General features: G+C 73.9%; 12 protein-coding genes. 1 reads left to right on the forward strand and 11 read right to left on the reverse strand.

Annotated features, from left to right (window positions below; translation table 11 throughout):
* Nucleotides 1-13 precede the first annotated feature (13 nt).
* The 7 genes from O7605_RS00735 to gltB form a co-directional block, all read right to left on the reverse strand.
* Nucleotides 14-451, reverse strand: coding sequence for a hypothetical protein (locus tag O7605_RS00735; protein ID WP_269737431.1), 438 nt, complete (start codon nt 449-451; stop codon nt 14-16).
* 25 nt (nt 452-476) lie between these two features.
* Nucleotides 477-740, reverse strand: coding sequence for a DUF6244 family protein (locus tag O7605_RS00740; RefSeq protein WP_204014823.1), 264 nt, complete (start codon nt 738-740; stop codon nt 477-479).
* A 306-nt stretch (nt 741-1,046) separates the two neighbouring features.
* Nucleotides 1,047-2,003: a hypothetical protein gene (locus O7605_RS00745; RefSeq protein WP_269737432.1), complete on the reverse strand. Its 957-nt coding sequence runs from the start codon at nt 2,001-2,003 to the stop codon at nt 1,047-1,049.
* A gap of 3 nt (nt 2,004-2,006) precedes the next feature.
* Nucleotides 2,007-4,544: an FtsK/SpoIIIE domain-containing protein gene (locus tag O7605_RS00750; protein ID WP_269737433.1), complete on the reverse strand. Its 2,538-nt coding sequence runs from the start codon at nt 4,542-4,544 to the stop codon at nt 2,007-2,009.
* A gap of 160 nt (nt 4,545-4,704) precedes the next feature.
* A complete protein-coding gene (locus tag O7605_RS00755) occupies nt 4,705-5,505 on the reverse strand; it encodes an SGNH/GDSL hydrolase family protein (protein WP_269737434.1) in 801 nt (266 codons plus the stop codon).
* A gap of 176 nt (nt 5,506-5,681) precedes the next feature.
* Nucleotides 5,682-7,184, reverse strand: coding sequence for a glutamate synthase subunit beta (locus O7605_RS00760; protein ID WP_269737435.1), 1,503 nt, complete (start codon nt 7,182-7,184; stop codon nt 5,682-5,684).
* Nucleotides 7,177-11,898, reverse strand: coding sequence for a glutamate synthase large subunit (gene gltB, locus O7605_RS00765; protein WP_269737436.1), 4,722 nt, complete (start codon nt 11,896-11,898; stop codon nt 7,177-7,179). Before gltB ends, O7605_RS00760 begins: the two co-directional genes overlap by 8 nt.
* Before the next feature lie 147 nt (nt 11,899-12,045).
* On the opposite strand from gltB, the gene O7605_RS00770 reads away from it, so the two are divergent.
* Nucleotides 12,046-12,888 (forward strand): GNAT family N-acetyltransferase, encoded by an 843-nt coding sequence (locus O7605_RS00770; protein WP_269737437.1) that lies wholly within the window; start codon nt 12,046-12,048, stop codon nt 12,886-12,888.
* Nucleotides 12,889-12,990: 102 nt separating this feature from the next.
* Here the strand turns inward: O7605_RS00770 and O7605_RS00775 are convergent, their stop codons facing one another.
* From O7605_RS00775 to trpB, 4 genes are all read right to left on the reverse strand, one after another.
* On the reverse strand, nt 12,991-14,175 hold the full coding sequence (locus tag O7605_RS00775) for an FAD-dependent oxidoreductase (RefSeq protein WP_269737438.1): 1,185 nt from the start codon (nt 14,173-14,175) through the stop codon (nt 12,991-12,993).
* Between the two features lie 15 nt (nt 14,176-14,190).
* The gene (lgt, locus tag O7605_RS00780) at nt 14,191-15,438 is read right to left on the reverse strand and encodes a prolipoprotein diacylglyceryl transferase (protein ID WP_269737439.1); all 1,248 of its coding nucleotides are present in this window, start codon (nt 15,436-15,438) and stop codon (nt 14,191-14,193) included.
* Nucleotides 15,439-15,606: 168 nt separating this feature from the next.
* A complete protein-coding gene (gene trpA, locus O7605_RS00785) occupies nt 15,607-16,422 on the reverse strand; it encodes a tryptophan synthase subunit alpha (protein WP_164449152.1) in 816 nt (271 codons plus the stop codon).
* A gap of 4 nt (nt 16,423-16,426) precedes the next feature.
* Nucleotides 16,427-17,665: a tryptophan synthase subunit beta gene (gene trpB / locus O7605_RS00790; RefSeq protein WP_269737440.1), complete on the reverse strand. Its 1,239-nt coding sequence runs from the start codon at nt 17,663-17,665 to the stop codon at nt 16,427-16,429.
* Nucleotides 17,666-17,697 lie beyond the last annotated feature (32 nt).

Here is a 17,697-nt window from a genome sequence, read left to right on the forward strand (position 1 = left end):
GCGGCCAGCCTCGTCACTCCTGCGGGTCGCTGTCACCGGCCTGAATGGACCGGGCGGTCGACAGCAGCGACCCGCCGAACTCCGGGGTCGTCAGCACGTTGACCGCGACGCCGGGCTCGACGAGCCAGAACGCCTGGCCGCCGTCGTGCAGGCCGGGGCCGTCACCGTGCGGGAACTCGCTCAGCTGCCACTCGGCGGGGTCGCGCTCGTGATACCCGCAGAGGAAGTCCCGTAGCGCGGTCAGGTCGACCAGCCGCTCCCCGCGCAACACGTGGACCCGCAGATCCACGCGATGGCCGTCGGGCGTCTGACGCTCCCAGACCCGGCTGGCGAAGCGTACGTCGTCCCACTCGGTGGCGAAGTCCGACACCTCGTCACCGACGCCGGCGGGCACCTGCCCGATGTGGAAGCCGTCGAGCACCCCACCGTCGCGCGTCTCGCCGCTGCTCATCCCACCGCCTCGATCGGTTTCCGACTCAGTTGCCCAGCGCGCGTACCTTGGCGATCGTCTCCTGGACGTGCTGCCGGGCGGGCTCGTGCCCCTGGGCCGCCTGGGCGAGCGCCTGCCGGTACGAGTCGATCATGTTGATCAACGGCCCGGCGGCCACGCCCTGCAGGGCGCCGGCGACGAGCTGCCGGGCCTCGGCCGCGTCCTGCGCCGCCGCCGCTGTCTTCGCCTTCGCCTCGTCCAGCTTCTGGGCCGCCGCCGCCAGCCTGGCGATCATCTCCGCCGCGCTCACACGCCCTCCCCACGATCGCACCACACCGGCGTCGCCGCTCGCTCACCAGCGGCGACCACACAGGAGCCTACGAGATCCACTCGCCCGCCGCGACCACCCGACCTCGCGCGACGTCCAGCCGTGGGTGCACTTGTTGTCGTCGTGACGACAACAAGTGCACCCGCCGCACAGCAATCGCGTCTCGCCGAGCAAGGGGCAGGGGGCGCCCGAACCACACACCACCTCCTGCGCCGCCAGCCACCCGCACCGCCAGGAACGCCGTTGGCCGAGTCGGGACGGGCCGATCGGAGCCTCGACCGCGTCGGGTCAGCGCATGACGCGGAAGAGCAGCAGATAACCGCAGTAGGCGAGGGGGACCGCGAGGAAGCAGAGCAGGAACCCCAGGACCGGATAGCGCGGTGGGGTGGCGGCGCCGACGGCGGGCCGGCCCCAGCGGCCGAGCACCAGCCAGCCGCCGATCAGCGACACCGCGGGCAGGCCGGCGCACGTCCAGGCGTAGAGGGTGCTCGGACCGACCACGCCGACGCCTGAGGCGAGCACCATCACCAGCATGAGCACCACGGACACGCCCGCGAATCCGAGGTAGACGGCGACCGACCGGGCCATCGGGGACCAGCTCGGCAGCAGCGCCGGCTGTTGGGCGAGCAGTTCCGCCTGCTGTCCGTGCCGGTCGGCCTCGTCGGCCCAGCGCCGGGCCAGCTCCAGCTCCGTCGCCGGGTCGACCTCACCCGCGCGCGGGCTCGGCACCCCCGCCGCCGTCGCGCTCACCGCCACCGGCAGCGCCGGGTTCGTCTCCCCCACACCCATCGGGGAGTACGCCCCGACATCCGACCGCCCCGGGGCGGCGGCTGCGCCGCCGGCCGACCCCGTCCCCCACCCACCAGCCGGATATCCGGACGGACCCGCCGGCCGACCGGCGGCCCCGGGCACCGGCGTCGCGCTCCCGGGCGGGCCGGGCGGGGCCGGTGGCCCGGAGGTAGGCGCCGCGCTCGACGGCGGGCCGGGCGGCGGACCGCCGGGCAGTAATCCGCCCGGCGGAACACCGGTCGGCGCAACGGTGGACACCTGGCCAGGTGCCCTGCCCAGGGTGCGGCCGAGGTGGTCGAGGCGCTGCCCCTGGGCGGTCAGCCGTCGGTCGAGGTACTCCACGGCGGCACCGAGATCCCGCTGCCGTTCGGCCTCGGCGGCGGCGCCCTGCTCCCCGGCGCGGTGCTGCACGGCGAGGTGGCGGGCCAGCGCCGCGTACTCGTCGAAGGTGGACACGCCTCACTCCTGCCCGTCGGAGGGGTCACCGTCACGGACGAACGGCACGATCAACCGGACCCGCTGGTCGTGCCGGTCCACCAGCAGCGCCCGATCCGCGCGGGGAGCGTACGCGAGGTCGTGCACGCCGAGGTGCAGGCCCAGATCCGAGCCGGGCACGTTCAACGCGACCAGGCAGGCGACATCGTCGCGGTTCTGCGTGCCGCCGAGGTCGTCGGCGAGCCGGCGCAGGCCGCGCCACCAGCCGAGCAGGTGCACCCCGTGGCCGGGCCCCTGCCGCAACAGCGCCCGCAGGTCGTCGTGGCCGGAGCGGAACGTGGTGGGGTCGCTCTCGCCGAGCAGGCCGGCGGCGGCGTCCATCCCGAACACCACCAGGTAGGCGCGCTCCGGTCGGTCACCACTTCCGCCGGTGGCGAGGGCGCGGATCCGGTCGCGCAGGGCGGCGGCGTCGAGCCGCTCGACCCGGTGCCCGGCGGCGGCCAGCGTGGCGGCGGTGTCGTCGGCGGCCGGGTCGGCGGCGGCGACCAGCGGAGCGAGCACGAACGTCGCCTCGCCGGGGGCGTGCTGGCGGGCCAGGCTCAGGGTGGCTGCCCGCAGCACCTCGGCCCCGGCGGACGAGGTGCCGACCACGGCCAGGTGCCGGCCGGGGGCGGTGTCCATGATGAACAGGGCGGTGGTGCCGTCCACGTCGACCGTCCGACCGACCAGCGCCAGTGGACGCCGACCACCCGGGCGCAGCCCGGTGAAGGTGGCGTCGTCCTCGACTTGGGCGGTGGCGTAGCCACGGAACACCGACGGCGGGCGGGCACCCGCGGGGCGGGCCTGCCACAACTCGTGGCGCAGCCGGGTCAACTCGTCGGTCGCGGCGTGCGCGTCGGGAAAGCGGATCACGGTGTTCGCCCCGGGCGCACCGGCGGCGGTGTTGACCACGGCCGAGCCGACCGGCAGGGTCGCCGCGGCGTCGTTGAGGTGGTCGAGCACTCCCCCGCCGCCGGGCAGCGCCACCCGCAGGGCGAACTGCCCGAAGACCGCCTCGGCACGGCCGTAGAGCGCCTCGATCCCGGTCGTGCTCTGGCTGGCCAGCACCAGGTGTACGCCGTACGAGCGGCCCTTGCGGGCCAGTTCCTCCAGCAGGTCGACCGACTCGCGGGCCACCGGGTCGTTGCCGGCGAGCAGCACGTGGAACTCGTCGATCACGGCGACGATCCGGGGCACCGAGGTGTCGGCGGGCAGGTCGGCGAGCTTGGTGACGCCGTGCCGCTTGAGTGCGGTGGCCCGCCGGTGCAGTTCGCGGCGCAGCTCGCGCAGCACGGCCACGCCGTACTCCCGGTCGCTCTCGATGCCGACGGCGCGGGCGTGCGGCAGCCACGACGGGTCGCGTTCGGTGGGCACGAACTCGGTGAAGCTGACCCCCTCCTTGAAGTCCAGGAGGTAGAGCTGCAGCTCGGCCGGCGGGTAGCGGGCGGCCAGGCCGTACAGGACGTCGAGCAGGAAGACCGTCTTGCCGGCGCCGGTACGCCCGCCGACCAGCCAGTGCGGGGTGGCGTCGTCGAAGCCCATGGTGACCGGGTCACGTCCGGCCCGCCCGACCACGGTACGCAGGCCCGCCCGGGCGGAGGCGGTCCACCGCTGCCCGGGCAGCAGGTCGGCGAAGTCGACCGCCGCGCCGCGCCGGGCGGCCTCGCCCAGGTGGGTGGCGAGTGCGGCGACGGAGGCCGGCGGCGGGTCGCCGTCGAGGACCACCGGCGCGGCCAGCCCGCTGCCGTCGGCGCTGAACGGCGTGCCGGGCGGATCACCGACCCGGGCGTACCCGTCGGTCAGTCGCAGCGCGGTGGTGGCGCCCAGCGGTGGGGCGGACTCGCCCGGCCCGGCCGGCGGCCAGCCGGCGAGCAGCACACAGACGGCGGCGGCCGGGCCGGCGTGGGTGAGCGCGGCCAGCCGGGCGGCCTCGCGGGGCGAGGGGATGGACGCGGCGACCAGCAGCAGCAGGTCCTGGTCCGGGTGGTCGGCCTGCCGGGCGGTCCGGGCGTGCCGTTCGGCGGCGTCGAGCAGTGCGGTCACCTCCGCCTCGGTGGTGGCGGGCGGGTCGACGACTCCGGCGTCGAGCAGTGGTCGCAGTGGACCGAAGGTGGCGCCGAGGGCGGCGGTGTCCAGCGCGGCGACCCGCACGCCACCGGGCGCGGCGGTGGCCAGCAGCCGCAGCACCAGGGCCCGCAGCAGCCCGGCGACCGCCGGGTGCCGGCCGTCACCGTCGATCGCCAGGTGGTGCCCGGCGCCCAGGGGCAGCAGCACCGGGAACCCACCGCCGGCGGTGACCGCCTCCCCGACGCGCACCGGCACGGGTTGGCGGGCCAGTGGGGTGCCCGGGGTCGGGGTGGCCAGCGCGGCACCGACCCTCGCCAGCCGGGCCAGCAGGTCGGTGTCGAGCACCGGAGCGGGTGGTGTGGTGGCGTTCAGCGCGGTGCGGGCGGAGTCAAGATGCGCGCGGGCCGCCCGGTGGGCGGCGACCGCCTGCTCGTACGCCGACGCGAGCCTGCCCACACCCTGCCCCTCACCGCCGAGCGCCGCCTGGTCGCAGAAACCCTAACGGACGACGGCGACACCGGCACGTGTCCGATCCGGACGTGTCGGACGGCCGCGTCGTCCGGGCCCGGACGCACGGCGGCCGACGGTCCGAACCGGACCGTCGGCCGCACCGTGGTCAGCCGGTGACCGCGTTGAGCGCCGGCAGGTAGCCGTAGCGGTAGCCGTCGGCGTTCGGGTGGTACGCCTCGATGACCCCGGTGACGTCCCGGATCCACGGCTGGGCACCGCAGACGCCGTGACCGGCGAAGGTGGGTCGGGTGTCGGCGAAGGTGGCGCCGGCCGCGGCGGCCCGGTCGGCGGTCACGGTGGCGAGGACGTCGGCGGCCTCGTTGAGGATGGTGCGCTTGTAGGTGCTCATGGCCAGCAGACCGCAGTAGCGGGTCTCGAACAGCCGGGGGTAGCCGAGCACGATCAGTCGGGCGTTGGGGGCCCGTTGCCGGATGGCGGCGTAGGTGCTGTCCAGCCGGGCCGGCAGCGTGCCGGTGGCGAACGCCTTCGCGGCGTTCACCGCGTTGGTGCAGGTGGAGGTGCTGCCGAACCGGCAGTCGGTCATCACGTCGGCGAAGCCGGCGTCGTTGCCGCCGATGGTGATGGTGACCATGGTGGTGGTGGCGGACAGCGAGCCCAGTTGGTCGTCGAGCACGTCGGCGGTCTTCGCGCCGCCGCAGGCGGGGAAGCGGAAGCTGGCCACGTTGTTGGCGGCGGCCCACAGCGGGGCGTACGACTTCTGGCTGCGCAGGCAGGTGGACAGGTCGTACGGGCCGGCGCCGACCCCGGAGGAGTACGAGTCGCCGAGGGCGACGTAGTGGATCGGCGCGGCGGCCTGGGCGACGCCGGGGACGGCCAGCGCGCCGACGGCGGCGGTGAGGAGGGCGACCAGCGCGGTCAGGGCGCGGGCCAACGGACGGTGGGGCATGAGGGACCTCCACGGGGGTGGTGGTGGAGCCCGAGAACCGCGCGCGTGGCCAAGGGTTGTTACTGGTCGGTAATGCTATCGAAACATCTGGATAAAGTGAATAGCCGTTAAGGAGAGGCCGCGTCCGCGCGGTCCTCCCGCGTGGACGCGGCCTCGTTCAGCCCGTCGGGTGATGGTCAGTGCGCCGCCAGGGGTCGGCTGGCCGGGTGCACCGGGGCCGGCAGGGCGCCGACGCCGTCGAGATAGGTGTGGATCGCCGCCGCGGCGGCCCGCCCCTCGGCGATCGCCCAGACGATGAGCGACGCACCCCGGTGCATGTCACCGGCGACGAAGACGCCGTCGGCCTCGGTCTGCCAGTCCGCCCGGGAGTCGACCGCGCCTCGCGCGTTACGGGCCACCCCGAGCTGCGCCAGCAACGGCTGTTCCTCGGTGCCCTCGAAGCCGATCGCCAGCAGCACCAGGTCGGCGGGGAGTTCCCGCTCGGTGCCCGGCACCACCGTGACGATCCGCCGGCCGTCGCGCTTCTCCACGCTCACCTCGGCGATCCGCACCGCCCGCACCGCACCGGTGCCGTCGTCGACGAACTCCTGCACCGCCACCGCGAAGACCCGCTCGCCGCCCTCCTCGTGCGCCGGGTACTCGCGCAGGACCCACGGCCACGTCGGCCACGGGTCGCGACCCTCGTCCCGGGCGCGCGGCGGCTGCGGGTACAGGTCGAGCTGGTGCACGCCGGCGGCGCCCTGCCGGTGCGCCACGCCCAGGCAGTCCGCCGCGGTGTCGCCGCCGCCGATGATGACCACGTGCTTGCCGGCCGCGTCGATCGGCGTACCGTCCGCCAGGGTGGCCAGCGCCGGCCGGCCCTCGCCGGCCGCCGCGACCACCCGGTTGGCCGCCACCAAGTGCGCCATCGCCTGGTGCACGCCGCGCAGCTGCCGGCCCGCCGTGTCGGTGTCCCGGCCCTGCAACGCGCCGCAGGCCAGCAGCACCGCGTCGTGCCGGGCGCGCAGCTGCTCGGCGGTGACGTCGACGCCGACGTTCACCCCGGCCCGGAACTCGACCCCCTCGGCGCGCAGCTGCGCCAACCGGGCATCGATGTGCCGCTTCTCCAGCTTGAAGTCGGGGATGCCGTACCGCAGCAGGCCACCGATGGCGTCGTCGCGCTCGTACACGGTCACGGCGTGACCCGCGCGGGCCAGCTGCTGCGCGGCGGCGAGCCCCGCCGGCCCGGAGCCGACCACGGCGACCGACCGGCCGGAGGGCGCGGACGCCGGACGCGGAGTCAACCCCCCGGCCGCGGCGGCGTCGGCGATCTCCACCTCGACCTGCTTGATGGTGACCGGCTCGCCACCGGCGATGCCGAGCACACACGCGGCCTCGCAGGGCGCCGGGCAGAGCCGGCCGGTGAACTCGGGAAAGTTGTTCGTGGCGTGCAGCGACTCCACGGCGGCGTCCCAGTTGCCGGTGCGGACCAGGTCGTTCCAGTCCGGGATGCGGTTGCCCAACGGGCAGCCGTCGTGACAGAACGGGATGCCGCAGTCCATGCAGCGGGTGGCCTGCTCGCGGATCAGTCCCTCACCGGCCGGCGGGTAGACCTCCCGCCAGTCGCTGATCCGCACCGGCACCGGCCGGCGGGCCGGCACCCGCCGGCCGTAGCGCAGGAAACCGTTCGGGTCAGGCACGAGCCACCTCCTGGGCGACCGCCCGCGGGGCGGGGGCTACCGGCGCGGCGGAGGCGACGGCCGGCGGCGCCGGTGCCGCCAGCGCGCTCATCACCGCGTCGTCGACGTCCTGGCCGGCGGCTTCGGCGGCCCGCATGATCTCCATCACCCGGCGGTAGTCGCGGGGAACCACGGCGGTGAACTCCTCCACCGCCTCCGGCCAACGCTTGAGCAGCTGTTCGGCGATGGCCGAGTCGGTCTCGGCGAAGTGCCGCTGCACCAGCTCGTGCAGGCGGGTCCGTTCCGCCTCGCTCGGCGCGGACAGGTCGACCAGCTCGGTGTTGACCCGGCGGCGGTCGAGGTTCCAGACGAACGCCGTACCGCCGGACATGCCGGCGGCGAAGTTACGGCCGGTCGGACCGAGCACCACCACGGTGCCGCCGGTCATGTACTCGCAGCCGTGGTCGCCGACACCCTCGACGACGGTGACCGCGCCCGAGTTGCGGACCGCGAACCGCTCCCCCACCCGGCCCCGCAGGAACACCTCACCGGCGGTGGCGCCGTACAGGATGGTGTTGCCGGCGATGATCTGGTCCTCGGCCCGGCCGCCCGCCTCGGCGTCGGCGGACACGAACGGTGCCGCCGCGTCCGGCCGGACGACCAGCCGGCCACCGGAGAGTCCCTTGCCGACGTAGTCGTTGGCGTCGCCGTGCAGGCGCAGGGTCACCCCGCGCGGCAGGAACGCGCCGAAGGACTGCCCGGCGGTGCCGCGCAGGGTGAACTCGATGGTGTCGGCGGGCAGGCCGGCGCCACCGTGGCGGCGGGTGACCTCGCCGCCGAGCATCGCGCCGACGCTGCGGTGCTCGTTGCGGATCGCCACCTCGGCCCGCACCAACGGCACCGACCCGTCGGCACCGGCGGGACGCAGCGCCGGCTCGGCGAGCGCGATCAGCTCGTTGTCCAGCGCCAGCTCGAGGCCGTGGTCCTGAGCGCGTACGCCGCGCCGGGCCGCGCCCTCGGGCAGCTCCGGCAGGTGCAGCACCCGACCGAGGTCGAGCCCACCGGCCTTCCAGTGCTCCACCGCCGGCGCCACGTCGAGCAGCTCGGTACGCCCGATCGCCTCGTCGATGCTGCGCAGCCCCAGCTCGGCCAGGTAGCCGCGGATCTCCTCGGCGAGGAACAGGAAGAAGTTCTCCACGAACTCGGGCTTGCCGGTGTAGCGCTCGCGCAGCACCGGGTTCTGGGTGGCGATGCCGACCGGGCAGGTGTCCAGGTGGCAGACGCGCATCATGATGCAGCCGGAGACGATCAGCGGGGCGGTGGCGAAACCGAACTCCTCGGCGCCGAGCAGCGCCGCGACGATCACGTCCCGGCCGGTCTTGAGCTGCCCGTCGACCTGCACGGTGACCCGGTCACGCAGCTTGTTGAGCAGCAACGTCTGCTGCGCCTCGGCCAGGCCCAGTTCCCAGGGGGTGCCGGCGTGCTTGAGCGAATTCAACGGGGACGCGCCGGTGCCGCCGTCGTGGCCGGAGATCAGGATGACGTCGGCCTTGAGCTTGGCCACCCCGGCGGCGACGGTGCCGACACCGACCTCGCTGACCAGCTTGACGTGCACCCGGGCGGCCGGGTTGACGCACTTGAGGTCGTGCACCAGCTGGGCGAGGTCCTCGATGGAGTAGATGTCGTGGTGCGGCGGCGGTGAGATCAGGCCGACGCCGGGGGTGGCGTGCCGGGTACGGGCGATCCACGGCCAGACCTTGTTGCCGGGCAGCTGGCCGCCCTCGCCGGGCTTGGCTCCCTGCGCCATCTTGATCTGGAGGTCGTCGGCGTTGACCAGATACTCGCTGGTCACACCGAAGCGGCCGCTGGCGATCTGCTTGACGGCGGACCGGCGGGCGGGGTCGTGCAGTCGCTCGACGTCCTCCCCACCCTCGCCGGTGTTGGACTTGCCGCCGAGCCGGTTCATCGCGACGGCGAGGGTCTCGTGCGACTCGGCCGAGATCGACCCGTACGACATGGCGCCGGTGGCGAACCGCTTGACGATCTCGCTGGCCGGCTCCACCTCCTCGATCGGCACCGGCGGCAGCACACCGTCGCGCAGCCGGAACAGCCCACGCAACGAACCCGCCCGCGCGGCCAGCTCGTCCACCTTGGCGGTGTACTGACGGAAGACGTCGTACTGCCGGCTGCGGGTGGCGTGCTGGAGCAGGAAGACCGTCTCCGGGTTGAACAGGTGCAGTTCACCCTCGCGGCGCCACTGGTACTCGCCGCCCACCGGCAGCAGTTCGACCGACTCGGCGCCGGGCGCCGGCCAGGCCAGCGCGTGCCGGGCGGCCACCTCGGCGTGGATGCCGTCGAGGCCGACACCGCTGATCGTGCTCGGCGTACCCCGGAAATACCGCTCGACCAGTCGGGTGTCCAGCCCGACCGCCTCGAAGACCTGCGCGCCGCAGTAGGACGACACCGTCGAGATGCCCATCTTGGACATGATCTTCAGGACGCCCTTGCCGAGCGCCTTGACGTAGTTGCGGATCGCGGCCCGCGGCTCGACCCCGGCCAGCACGCCCGTGGAGATCATGTCCTCCACCGACTCGAAGGCCAGGTACGGGTTGACCGCCGCCGCACCGTAACCGATCAGCACGGCCGCGTGGTGCACCTCGCGGCAGTCGCCCGACTCGACGATCAGCGCCACCTGGGTCCGGGTCTGCTCCCGCACCAGGTGCTGGTGCACCGCCGCGGTGAGCAGCAGCGACGGGATCGGGGCCAGATCGGCGTTGGAGTCCCGGTCGGAGAGCACCAGGATCCGTACGCCGTCCTCGATCGCCTCGGAGACGTGCCGGCAGATCTCGGTCAGCCGGGCCCTGATCCCGGCGCCGCCGTCCCGGATGCGGTAGAGCCCGGAGACCCGTACCGCCTTGAACCCGGGCAGGTCACCGTCCTCGTCGATACAGAGGATCTTCGCCAGCTCATCGTTGTCGATCACCGGGTAGGGCAGCACGATCTGCCGGCAGCTCGCCGGGCCGGGATCGAGCAGGTTGCCCTCCGGGCCGATGGTGGTGGCCAGGCTGGTCACCAGCTCCTCCCGGATGGCGTCCAACGGAGGGTTGGTCACCTGGGCGAACAGCTGGTGGAAGTAGTCGTAGAGCAGCCGTGGCCGGGTCGACAACGGCGCGATCGGGGTGTCCGTGCCCATCGAGCCGATCGGCTCCACGCCGGTCCGCGCCATCGGCGCGAGCAGGATCTTCAGCTCCTCCTCGGTGTAGCCGAAGGTCTGCTGGCGGCGGCGGACCGAGTCGTGGGTGTAGACCACGTGCTCGCGCGCCGGCAGGTCGTCCATCTCGATGAGCCCGGCGTGCAGCCAGTCGGCGTACGGCTGGGCGGCAGCCAGCTCGGTCTTGATCTCGTCGTCGTGCACGATCCGCCCGGCGACGGTGTCGACCAGGAACATCCGGCCCGGCTGGAGCCGACCCTTGGCCACCACGGTGGCCGGGTCGAGGTCGAGTACGCCCGCCTCGCTGCCCAGCACCACCAGGCCGTCCGACGTCTGCCACCAGCGGCCCGGACGCAGACCGTTGCGGTCGAGCACCGCGCCGACGATCTCGCCGTCGGTGAAGGCGACCGAGGCCGGGCCGTCCCACGGCTCCATCAGGCTGGCGTGGAACCGGTAGAAGGCGCGCTTGTCGGCGCGCATGTCCGGGTCGTTCTCCCACGCCTCCGGGATCATCATCAGCACCGCGTGCGGCAGGCTGCGCCCGGCCAGGTGCAGCAGTTCGAGGACCTCGTCGAAGTTGGCCGAGTCGGAGGCGGCCGGGGTGCAGACCGGGAAGACCCGCCGGATGTTGCCCGGCAGGTCGGGCGTACGCAGCAACGCCTCGCGGGCCTGCATCCAGTTCCGGTTGCCCCGGATGGTGTTGATCTCGCCGTTGTGGGCGATGAGGCGGTACGGGTGCGCCAACGGCCAGGACGGGAAGGTGTTCGTGGAGAACCGGGAGTGCACCAGGGCGATGGCGCTGGCCACCCGCTCGTCGGTGAGGTCCGGGTAGAACGCGGGAAGCTGCTCGGGGGTGAGCATCCCCTTGTAGACCATGGTCCGGCCGGACAGCGACGGGAAGTAGGCCGGCACCCCCCGCTCGGCCGACTCTCGTTCGGCCTGCTTGCGGACGCAGAAGGCGACCCGCTCCAGCTCGACGCCGCGCAACGCCGCGCCGGCCGGACCGGCGGGAGTGTCGGTGAGCCGCTTCGCGGCGAGGAAGACCTGTCGGACGCGGGGCATCGCCGCCAGCGCCGTCTCACCGAGGTCGCTCGGGTCGACCGGGACGTCCCGCCAGCCGAGCACCTCGGCCCCCTCGACCAGGGCGTACTTCTCGACCACCTGCCGGGCACGGGCCTCGGCGGCGTCGTCGTCGGTCAGGAAGACCAGACCGGTGGCGTACTCGCCGGCCGGGGGCAGCGGAAACTCGACCACCGCGCGCAGGAACGCGTCCGGCACCTGGATCATGATGCCGGCGCCGTCACCGGTGTTCGGTTCGGCGCCCCGGGCGCCACGGTGGTCCAGCCGGCACAGCGCGCCGAGGCCGTTGGCGACCACCGTGTGCGAGCGTCGGCCGTGCAGATCCGCCACGAACGCCACGCCGCACGCGTCATGCTCGTACGCGGGGTCGTGCAGGCCGGCAGGGGACGCTACCTGGCCCTCTCGCGGCGCCGGCTGGGGGCGGTGTGGGTACGCAAGGGCCACCGGGCCTCCTGTCGTCGCTCAGGCTGGATCATGGTCGGGACGACGTCGGCCCTGGATCGGACTATTGAGTCTACGTTAGGGCCCGGCACACAAGGCCAGTGCAGATTGATCACACCGTCCAGACTCTGGGACATGTAGTCTCGCGCCGTGGATTCCGAGCGTACCGACCTCCTCGACCGGTTGGAACGGTTCTACGACGCGGTGCCCCGGGACGCGGCCCGTGTGGAAGATCACGGGAGTCTGGTGCTGTTCGTCCGGGAAGGCCCGGGATGGCCGTTCTACGCCCGGCCACGGCGCGACAGCACCGGGTCGCCGACCCTCGCCGACGTGGCCGCGGTACGGGCACGCCAGCGCGAACTCGGCCTGCCCGAGGCCCTGGAGTGGGTACACGACCTCAATCCGGAGTTGCTCGCGGTGGCCCGCTCGGCCGGCCTGTGCGTCCTCGAAGCGCCGCTGATGGTGCTCGACCCGACCACCCTGCCGGATCCGGCGGGGCTGGGCGAGCCGGTGCGGCTGCTCGACCCGGCGGATGCGGACTTCGAGTCGGCGGTGGCCGCCCGACGGGCCGTCGCGGCGGTCGGGTTCGCCGCGCCCGGCACCGCCCGCGGCGAGGCCGGACCGGCCGAGCGCGACGCCGCCATCATCGGATTGGACGCGGCGGCGGTCGACGAGGAACGGTCCCGCGTCGCCGACGGCAGCCGGCTGTCCGCGCTGGCCGGCACCGCGACGGAGGGCCCGCTGGCCAGCGGGATGGCCATGCGGGTCGGCGACGTCGCCGAGATCGCCGGCGTGGCCACCCTGCCCACCGCCCGCCGGCGAGGGCTCGGTGCGGCGGTCACCGCCACCCTGGCCCGCGCCCTGCTGGACTCCGGCACCGACCTGGTGTTCCTCTCCGCCGGCAGCGAGGAGATCGCCCGCGTCTACGTGCGCGTCGGCTTCCGCCGCATCGGCACCGCCTGCATCGCCTCCCCCACCCCCCTGCTCCCCTGACTCCACCCCCACCTTCCCCCCGTTGATCATGAGGTTGACGGCGCTGTCGATCTCCGCAAGTGCCGCTAACCTCATGATCAACGGGGCAAGGTGGGGTGGGGGTCAGGTGGGTGGGGGGCGCCATTGGGCGGCGATGGTGGCGGCGGTGCCGAGCAGGCGGGGGGTGATGGTGCCCAGGGCGGCGTCGCGGGCGCGCAGGGCCAGCCGGCCCCGGGTGCGCAGCACGGCGGACATCCGGCGGGTCTGCCGGACCACGGCCGCCGCGCGGGGCCGCCGCGCCCGGTCGTACGCCATCACCGCGTCGGGCAGGGTGGACTCGCGCAGCAGCGCGGCGAGCGTCGCGGCGTCCTCGAAGGCCAGGCAGGCACCCTGCCCGAGGTGCGGCGGCATGGCGTGCGCGGCGTCCCCGAGCAGCACCACCCCGCCCGGCCCGGCCGGGAAACCGAACGCCCGGGGCAGCGGACGCAGCTCCCGGATCTCCCGCTGCACCAGGTCGGCCGGTTCGGTCGCGGCCAGCAGCTCGTCGACCGGCGCGGGCCAACCGGCGTACCAGCGACGCAGCAGCGCCAGCTGGGTCTGCGGCGGCTCGGGTCGGGGCGCACCGGCCGCGGTGGCCATCCAGTAGATGCCGCCCCGGCTGGAGGCACCGGAGGAGCCGCGCTCGCCCAGCGAGGCCGAGACGAACCGGTAGCCGGCGCCGAGGATCTCACCGCCCACCGCGTCGGCCAGGCTCGGCGCGCGGTACCAGGGGATCACCGCCCGCCAGGCGGCGCAGCCGGAGCTGACCACCCCCGAGGCGGGGGCGAGCTGGCGACGGATCACGCTGTCCGTACCGTCGGCGGCGATGACCAGGTCCGCTTCGTACGTGTGCCGGCCGTCGCCGACGGCGGGCCGCTCACCAGCGGCCGCCCGCACCGTCCGCACCGTCACCCCGGTACGCAGCTCGACCCGCTCGCCGAGGCCCGCGATCAGCGCGTCGTGCAGGTCCTCCCGGTGCACCACCACCGGTAGGCGTTCGGCCGGCGTCGGTCGTGGTTGCACCAGCCAGTGCCCGTCCGGGCGGCGTACCCCGCCGTCGGACAGGACGGTGGCGATGGCGTCCAGACCGGCACCGAGCCCGAGGCTGCGCAGCGCCCGGACCCCGTTGGGCCAGAGCACCACGGCGGCCGGCTCCGGGCGGATCCGGTCGGCCCGCTCCAGGAGCGTGACCTGCCAGCCCGAGCGGGCGAGCGCACCGGAGACCGCCAGGCCACCCAGCCCGCCGCCGACCACCACCGCGGTCCGCATGGCGTCCCCCTGACCTCAGCTGTCGCGCTCGGCGGCGGACTCCGCCGCCGTGCCCTCGGCCGGTGCGCCCGACGCCGACGCGGCGTGCGCGTCGTCGGCCGACCCGTCACGCCCACCGGCCGACCCGGCACCCGCACCAGCCGGCTCGGCGGACCCGCCGGCCGACCCTTCGGGCTGCTCAGCCAACGGCCGGGGTGCCGTGGTCGCCTCGTCGTCCAACCGGCCCGGATCGGGCTGAGCGCCCGCGTCGGGTGGCGCCTCGCCGGTCCGGCGCCAGTGCGCGAACTGCTCCTCGTCGACCACGCGGTAACCCTCGGGCCTGGCCGGCTCGGTGGTGGCGCCCTTGGCCGACAGGTCCACCTGCGAGACGTCGGAGGTGGCGGACGGGGCGGTGGCGACACTCGGCAGACCCGCCGGGATCAGGTACTCCCGTGGCCCGCGTACCCGCAGGAAGTAGACGAGGGCGCCGAGGAACACCAGCGCCGCGGTCCAGACGTTGATCCGTACGCCGAGGATCGTGTTGGCCTCGTCGGTACGCATCATCTCGATCCAGAACCGGCCGGCGGTGTAGCCCATCACGTAGAGGGCGAAGGCGCGGCCACGGCCGAGCCGCAGCTTACGGTCGACGAGATACACCATCGCGGCGACGCCGACGTTCCACAGCAGCTCGTAGGCGAAGGTCGGGTGGTAGAGCCCCTCCTCCAGGATCGGCTGGCCGGCCTCGTCGCGCAGTGCCTGCCCGCCGTCCATCCGGTGGATCTCCAGCCCCCAGGGCAGGTCGGTCCGCCCGCCGTAGAGCTCGTTGTTGAACCAGTTGCCCAGCCGGCCGATCGCCTGGGCCAGCGGCAGACCCGGCGCCAGCGCGTCGGCGACCACCGTCAGCGGCATGCCCAGTTGCCGGGCCCCGATCCAGGCGCCGACCGCGCCACCGGCGACCGCGCCCCAGATACCCAGCCCACCCTCGTAAATCAAGAAGATCTTGAGCCAGTCCCCGCCGGTGCCGAAGTACGGGGCCGGTGAGGTGATCACGTGGTAGATCCGGGCGCCGATGATGCCCGCCGGCACCGCCCAGAGGGCGATGTCGAGCACCGCGCCCGGGGCCGCGCCGCGCTGGCGCAGCCGCCGCTCGGTGACCCAGCAGGCCACCGCGATGCCGGCGAGGATGCACAGCGCGTACGCCCGGATGGGGAACGGGCCGAGCTGCCACACGGCGTTGCTCGGACTCGGGATGGCGGCCAGGGACGTCGGCGAGGCGAGACTCACGGGTGCACACGCTACCGCTGCGCACCCCTGTGCCGTCACCCCGGTCTCCCGCGCCCCCACTCACCCCCACCCTCGCGATCTTGCACTTCCTGTCGCCGCAAAGACGACATTGAGTACATAACAGCGACAGAGAGTGCGAGATCGACGACGAGGGGTGGCATCGAGGGCTCAGCGGATGGGGTGGTGGACGCCTTCGGACAGTTCGGCGCTCAGGGTGCGCAGGGCGGTCAGCGCGGCCGCCTCGTCGGGGGCGTCGAGCAGGCAGCGGATGAGCGCGCTGCCGACGATGACCGCGTCGGCGTACCCGGCGACGGTGGCGGCCTGCGCTCCGGTGCCCACGCCCAGGCCGACGCCGACCGGCAGGTCGGTGACCTCCCGCACCCGGGACACCAGCACCGGCGCCGCCTGCGAGGTCTGCGACCGGGCACCGGTGACGCCCATGATCGCGGTGGCGTAGACGAAGCCCCGGCAGTGCGCCGCGGTCATCGCCAGCCGCTCGTCGGTCGACGACGGCGCGACCAGGAACGTGCGGTCCAGCCCGTGCGCGTCCGAGGCGGCCAGCCACTCGCCGGCCTCCTCCGGGATCAGGTCGGGCGTGATCAGCCCGGTGCCGCCGGCCGCGGCGAGGTCCCGGGCGAACGCGTCCACCCCGTACCGCTCGATCGGGTTCCAGTAGGTCATCGTCACCACCGGGGCGCCGGTGGCGGCCACCGCCTCGACGATGCGCAGCGTGTCCCGGGTGCGTACCCCGCCGGCCAGCGCGATGTCGCTGGCACGCTGGATCACCGGGCCGTCCATCACCGGGTCGGAGTACGGAATCTCCACCTCGATCACGTCGACACCCGCGGCGACCATCGCCTTCATCGCGGCGATGCTGCCCTCGACGGTGGGAAACCCGGCCGGCATGCAGCCGACCAGCAGGGCCCGGCCGTCCGCCCGGGCCTTGTCGAACGCCACCCCGATCCGGCTGGTCCGCTCGCTCATGGCCTCACTCCTTGTCGAGGATGCCGAAGTACTCACCGGCGGTGTGCACGTCCTTGTCACCCCGGCCGGAGAGATTGACCACGATGGTGGGCTGCCGACCCAGCTCGGCGGCGAGCTTCGGCGCGATGGCCAGGGTGCCGGCCAGGGCGTGCGCGCTCTCGATCGCGGGGATGATCCCCTCGGTGCGGCAGAGCAGCTCGAAGGCGGCCATCGCCTCGTCGTCGGTGACCGGTTGGTAGGTGGCCCGGCCGGTGTCGTGCAGCCAGGCGTGTTCCGGACCCACGCCCGGGTAGTCCAGACCCGCGGAGATCGAGTGCGACTCCTGCGTCTGCCCGTCGGCGTCCTGGAGCACGAAGGTCCGGGTGCCGTGCAGGACACCGGTGGAACCGCCGGTGATGCTTGCCGCGTGCCGGCCGGTGTCCACCCCGGCGCCGCCGGCCTCGAAGCCGTACAGCCGCACCTGCGGGTCGTCGGTGAAGGCGTGGAAGATGCCGAGCGCGTTGGAGCCACCACCGACGCAGGCGGTCACCGCGTCGGGTAGCCCACCGGTCAGGTCCAGGCACTGCGCCCGGGCCTCCTCGCCGATGCCCCGGACGAAGTCGCGGACCAGCGCCGGGAAGGGGTGCGGCCCGGCGGCGGTACCGATCAGGTAGTGGGTCTCGTCGACGTTGGCGACCCAGTCCCGCATCGCCTCGTTCATCGCGTCCTTGAGGGTGCGCGAGCCGGTCGTCACCGGTACGACAGTGGCGCCGAGCATCCGCATCCGGGCCACGTTCAGCGCCTGCCGCTCGGTGTCGACCTGACCCATGTAGACCACGCACTCCAGGTCGAACAGGGCCGCGGCGGTGGCGGTGGCGACGCCGTGCTGGCCGGCACCGGTCTCGGCGATCACCCGCCGCTTGCCCATCCGCCGGGTCAGCAGCGCCTGACCGAGCACGTTGCGCACCTTGTGCGCCCCGGTGTGGTTGAGGTCCTCCCGCTTGAGCAGCACCCGGGCACCGGCCCGGGCGGAGAACCGGCGGGCCTCGTAGAGCAGCGAGGGCGTACCCGCGTAGTCGCGCAACAATTCGGCGAACTCGGTCCGGAACGACTCGTCGGCCATCGCCGCCCGGTGCGCCGACGCCAGCTCGTCGAGGGCGGCGACGAGTGCCTCCGGCACGAACCGGCCGCCGAACGTGCCGAAGTGGCCGGCGGCGTCGGGAAACTGCGCCGGCACCTCGACGTCCGTGGCGTCAGCACTCATCGCGGGTCCTCTCGCTCGCAAGGGTCGCCGGA

The organism is Verrucosispora sp. WMMA2121, assembly GCF_027460185.1.
In the GTDB taxonomy this organism is placed as follows: domain Bacteria; phylum Actinomycetota; class Actinomycetes; order Mycobacteriales; family Micromonosporaceae; genus Micromonospora; species Micromonospora palythoicola.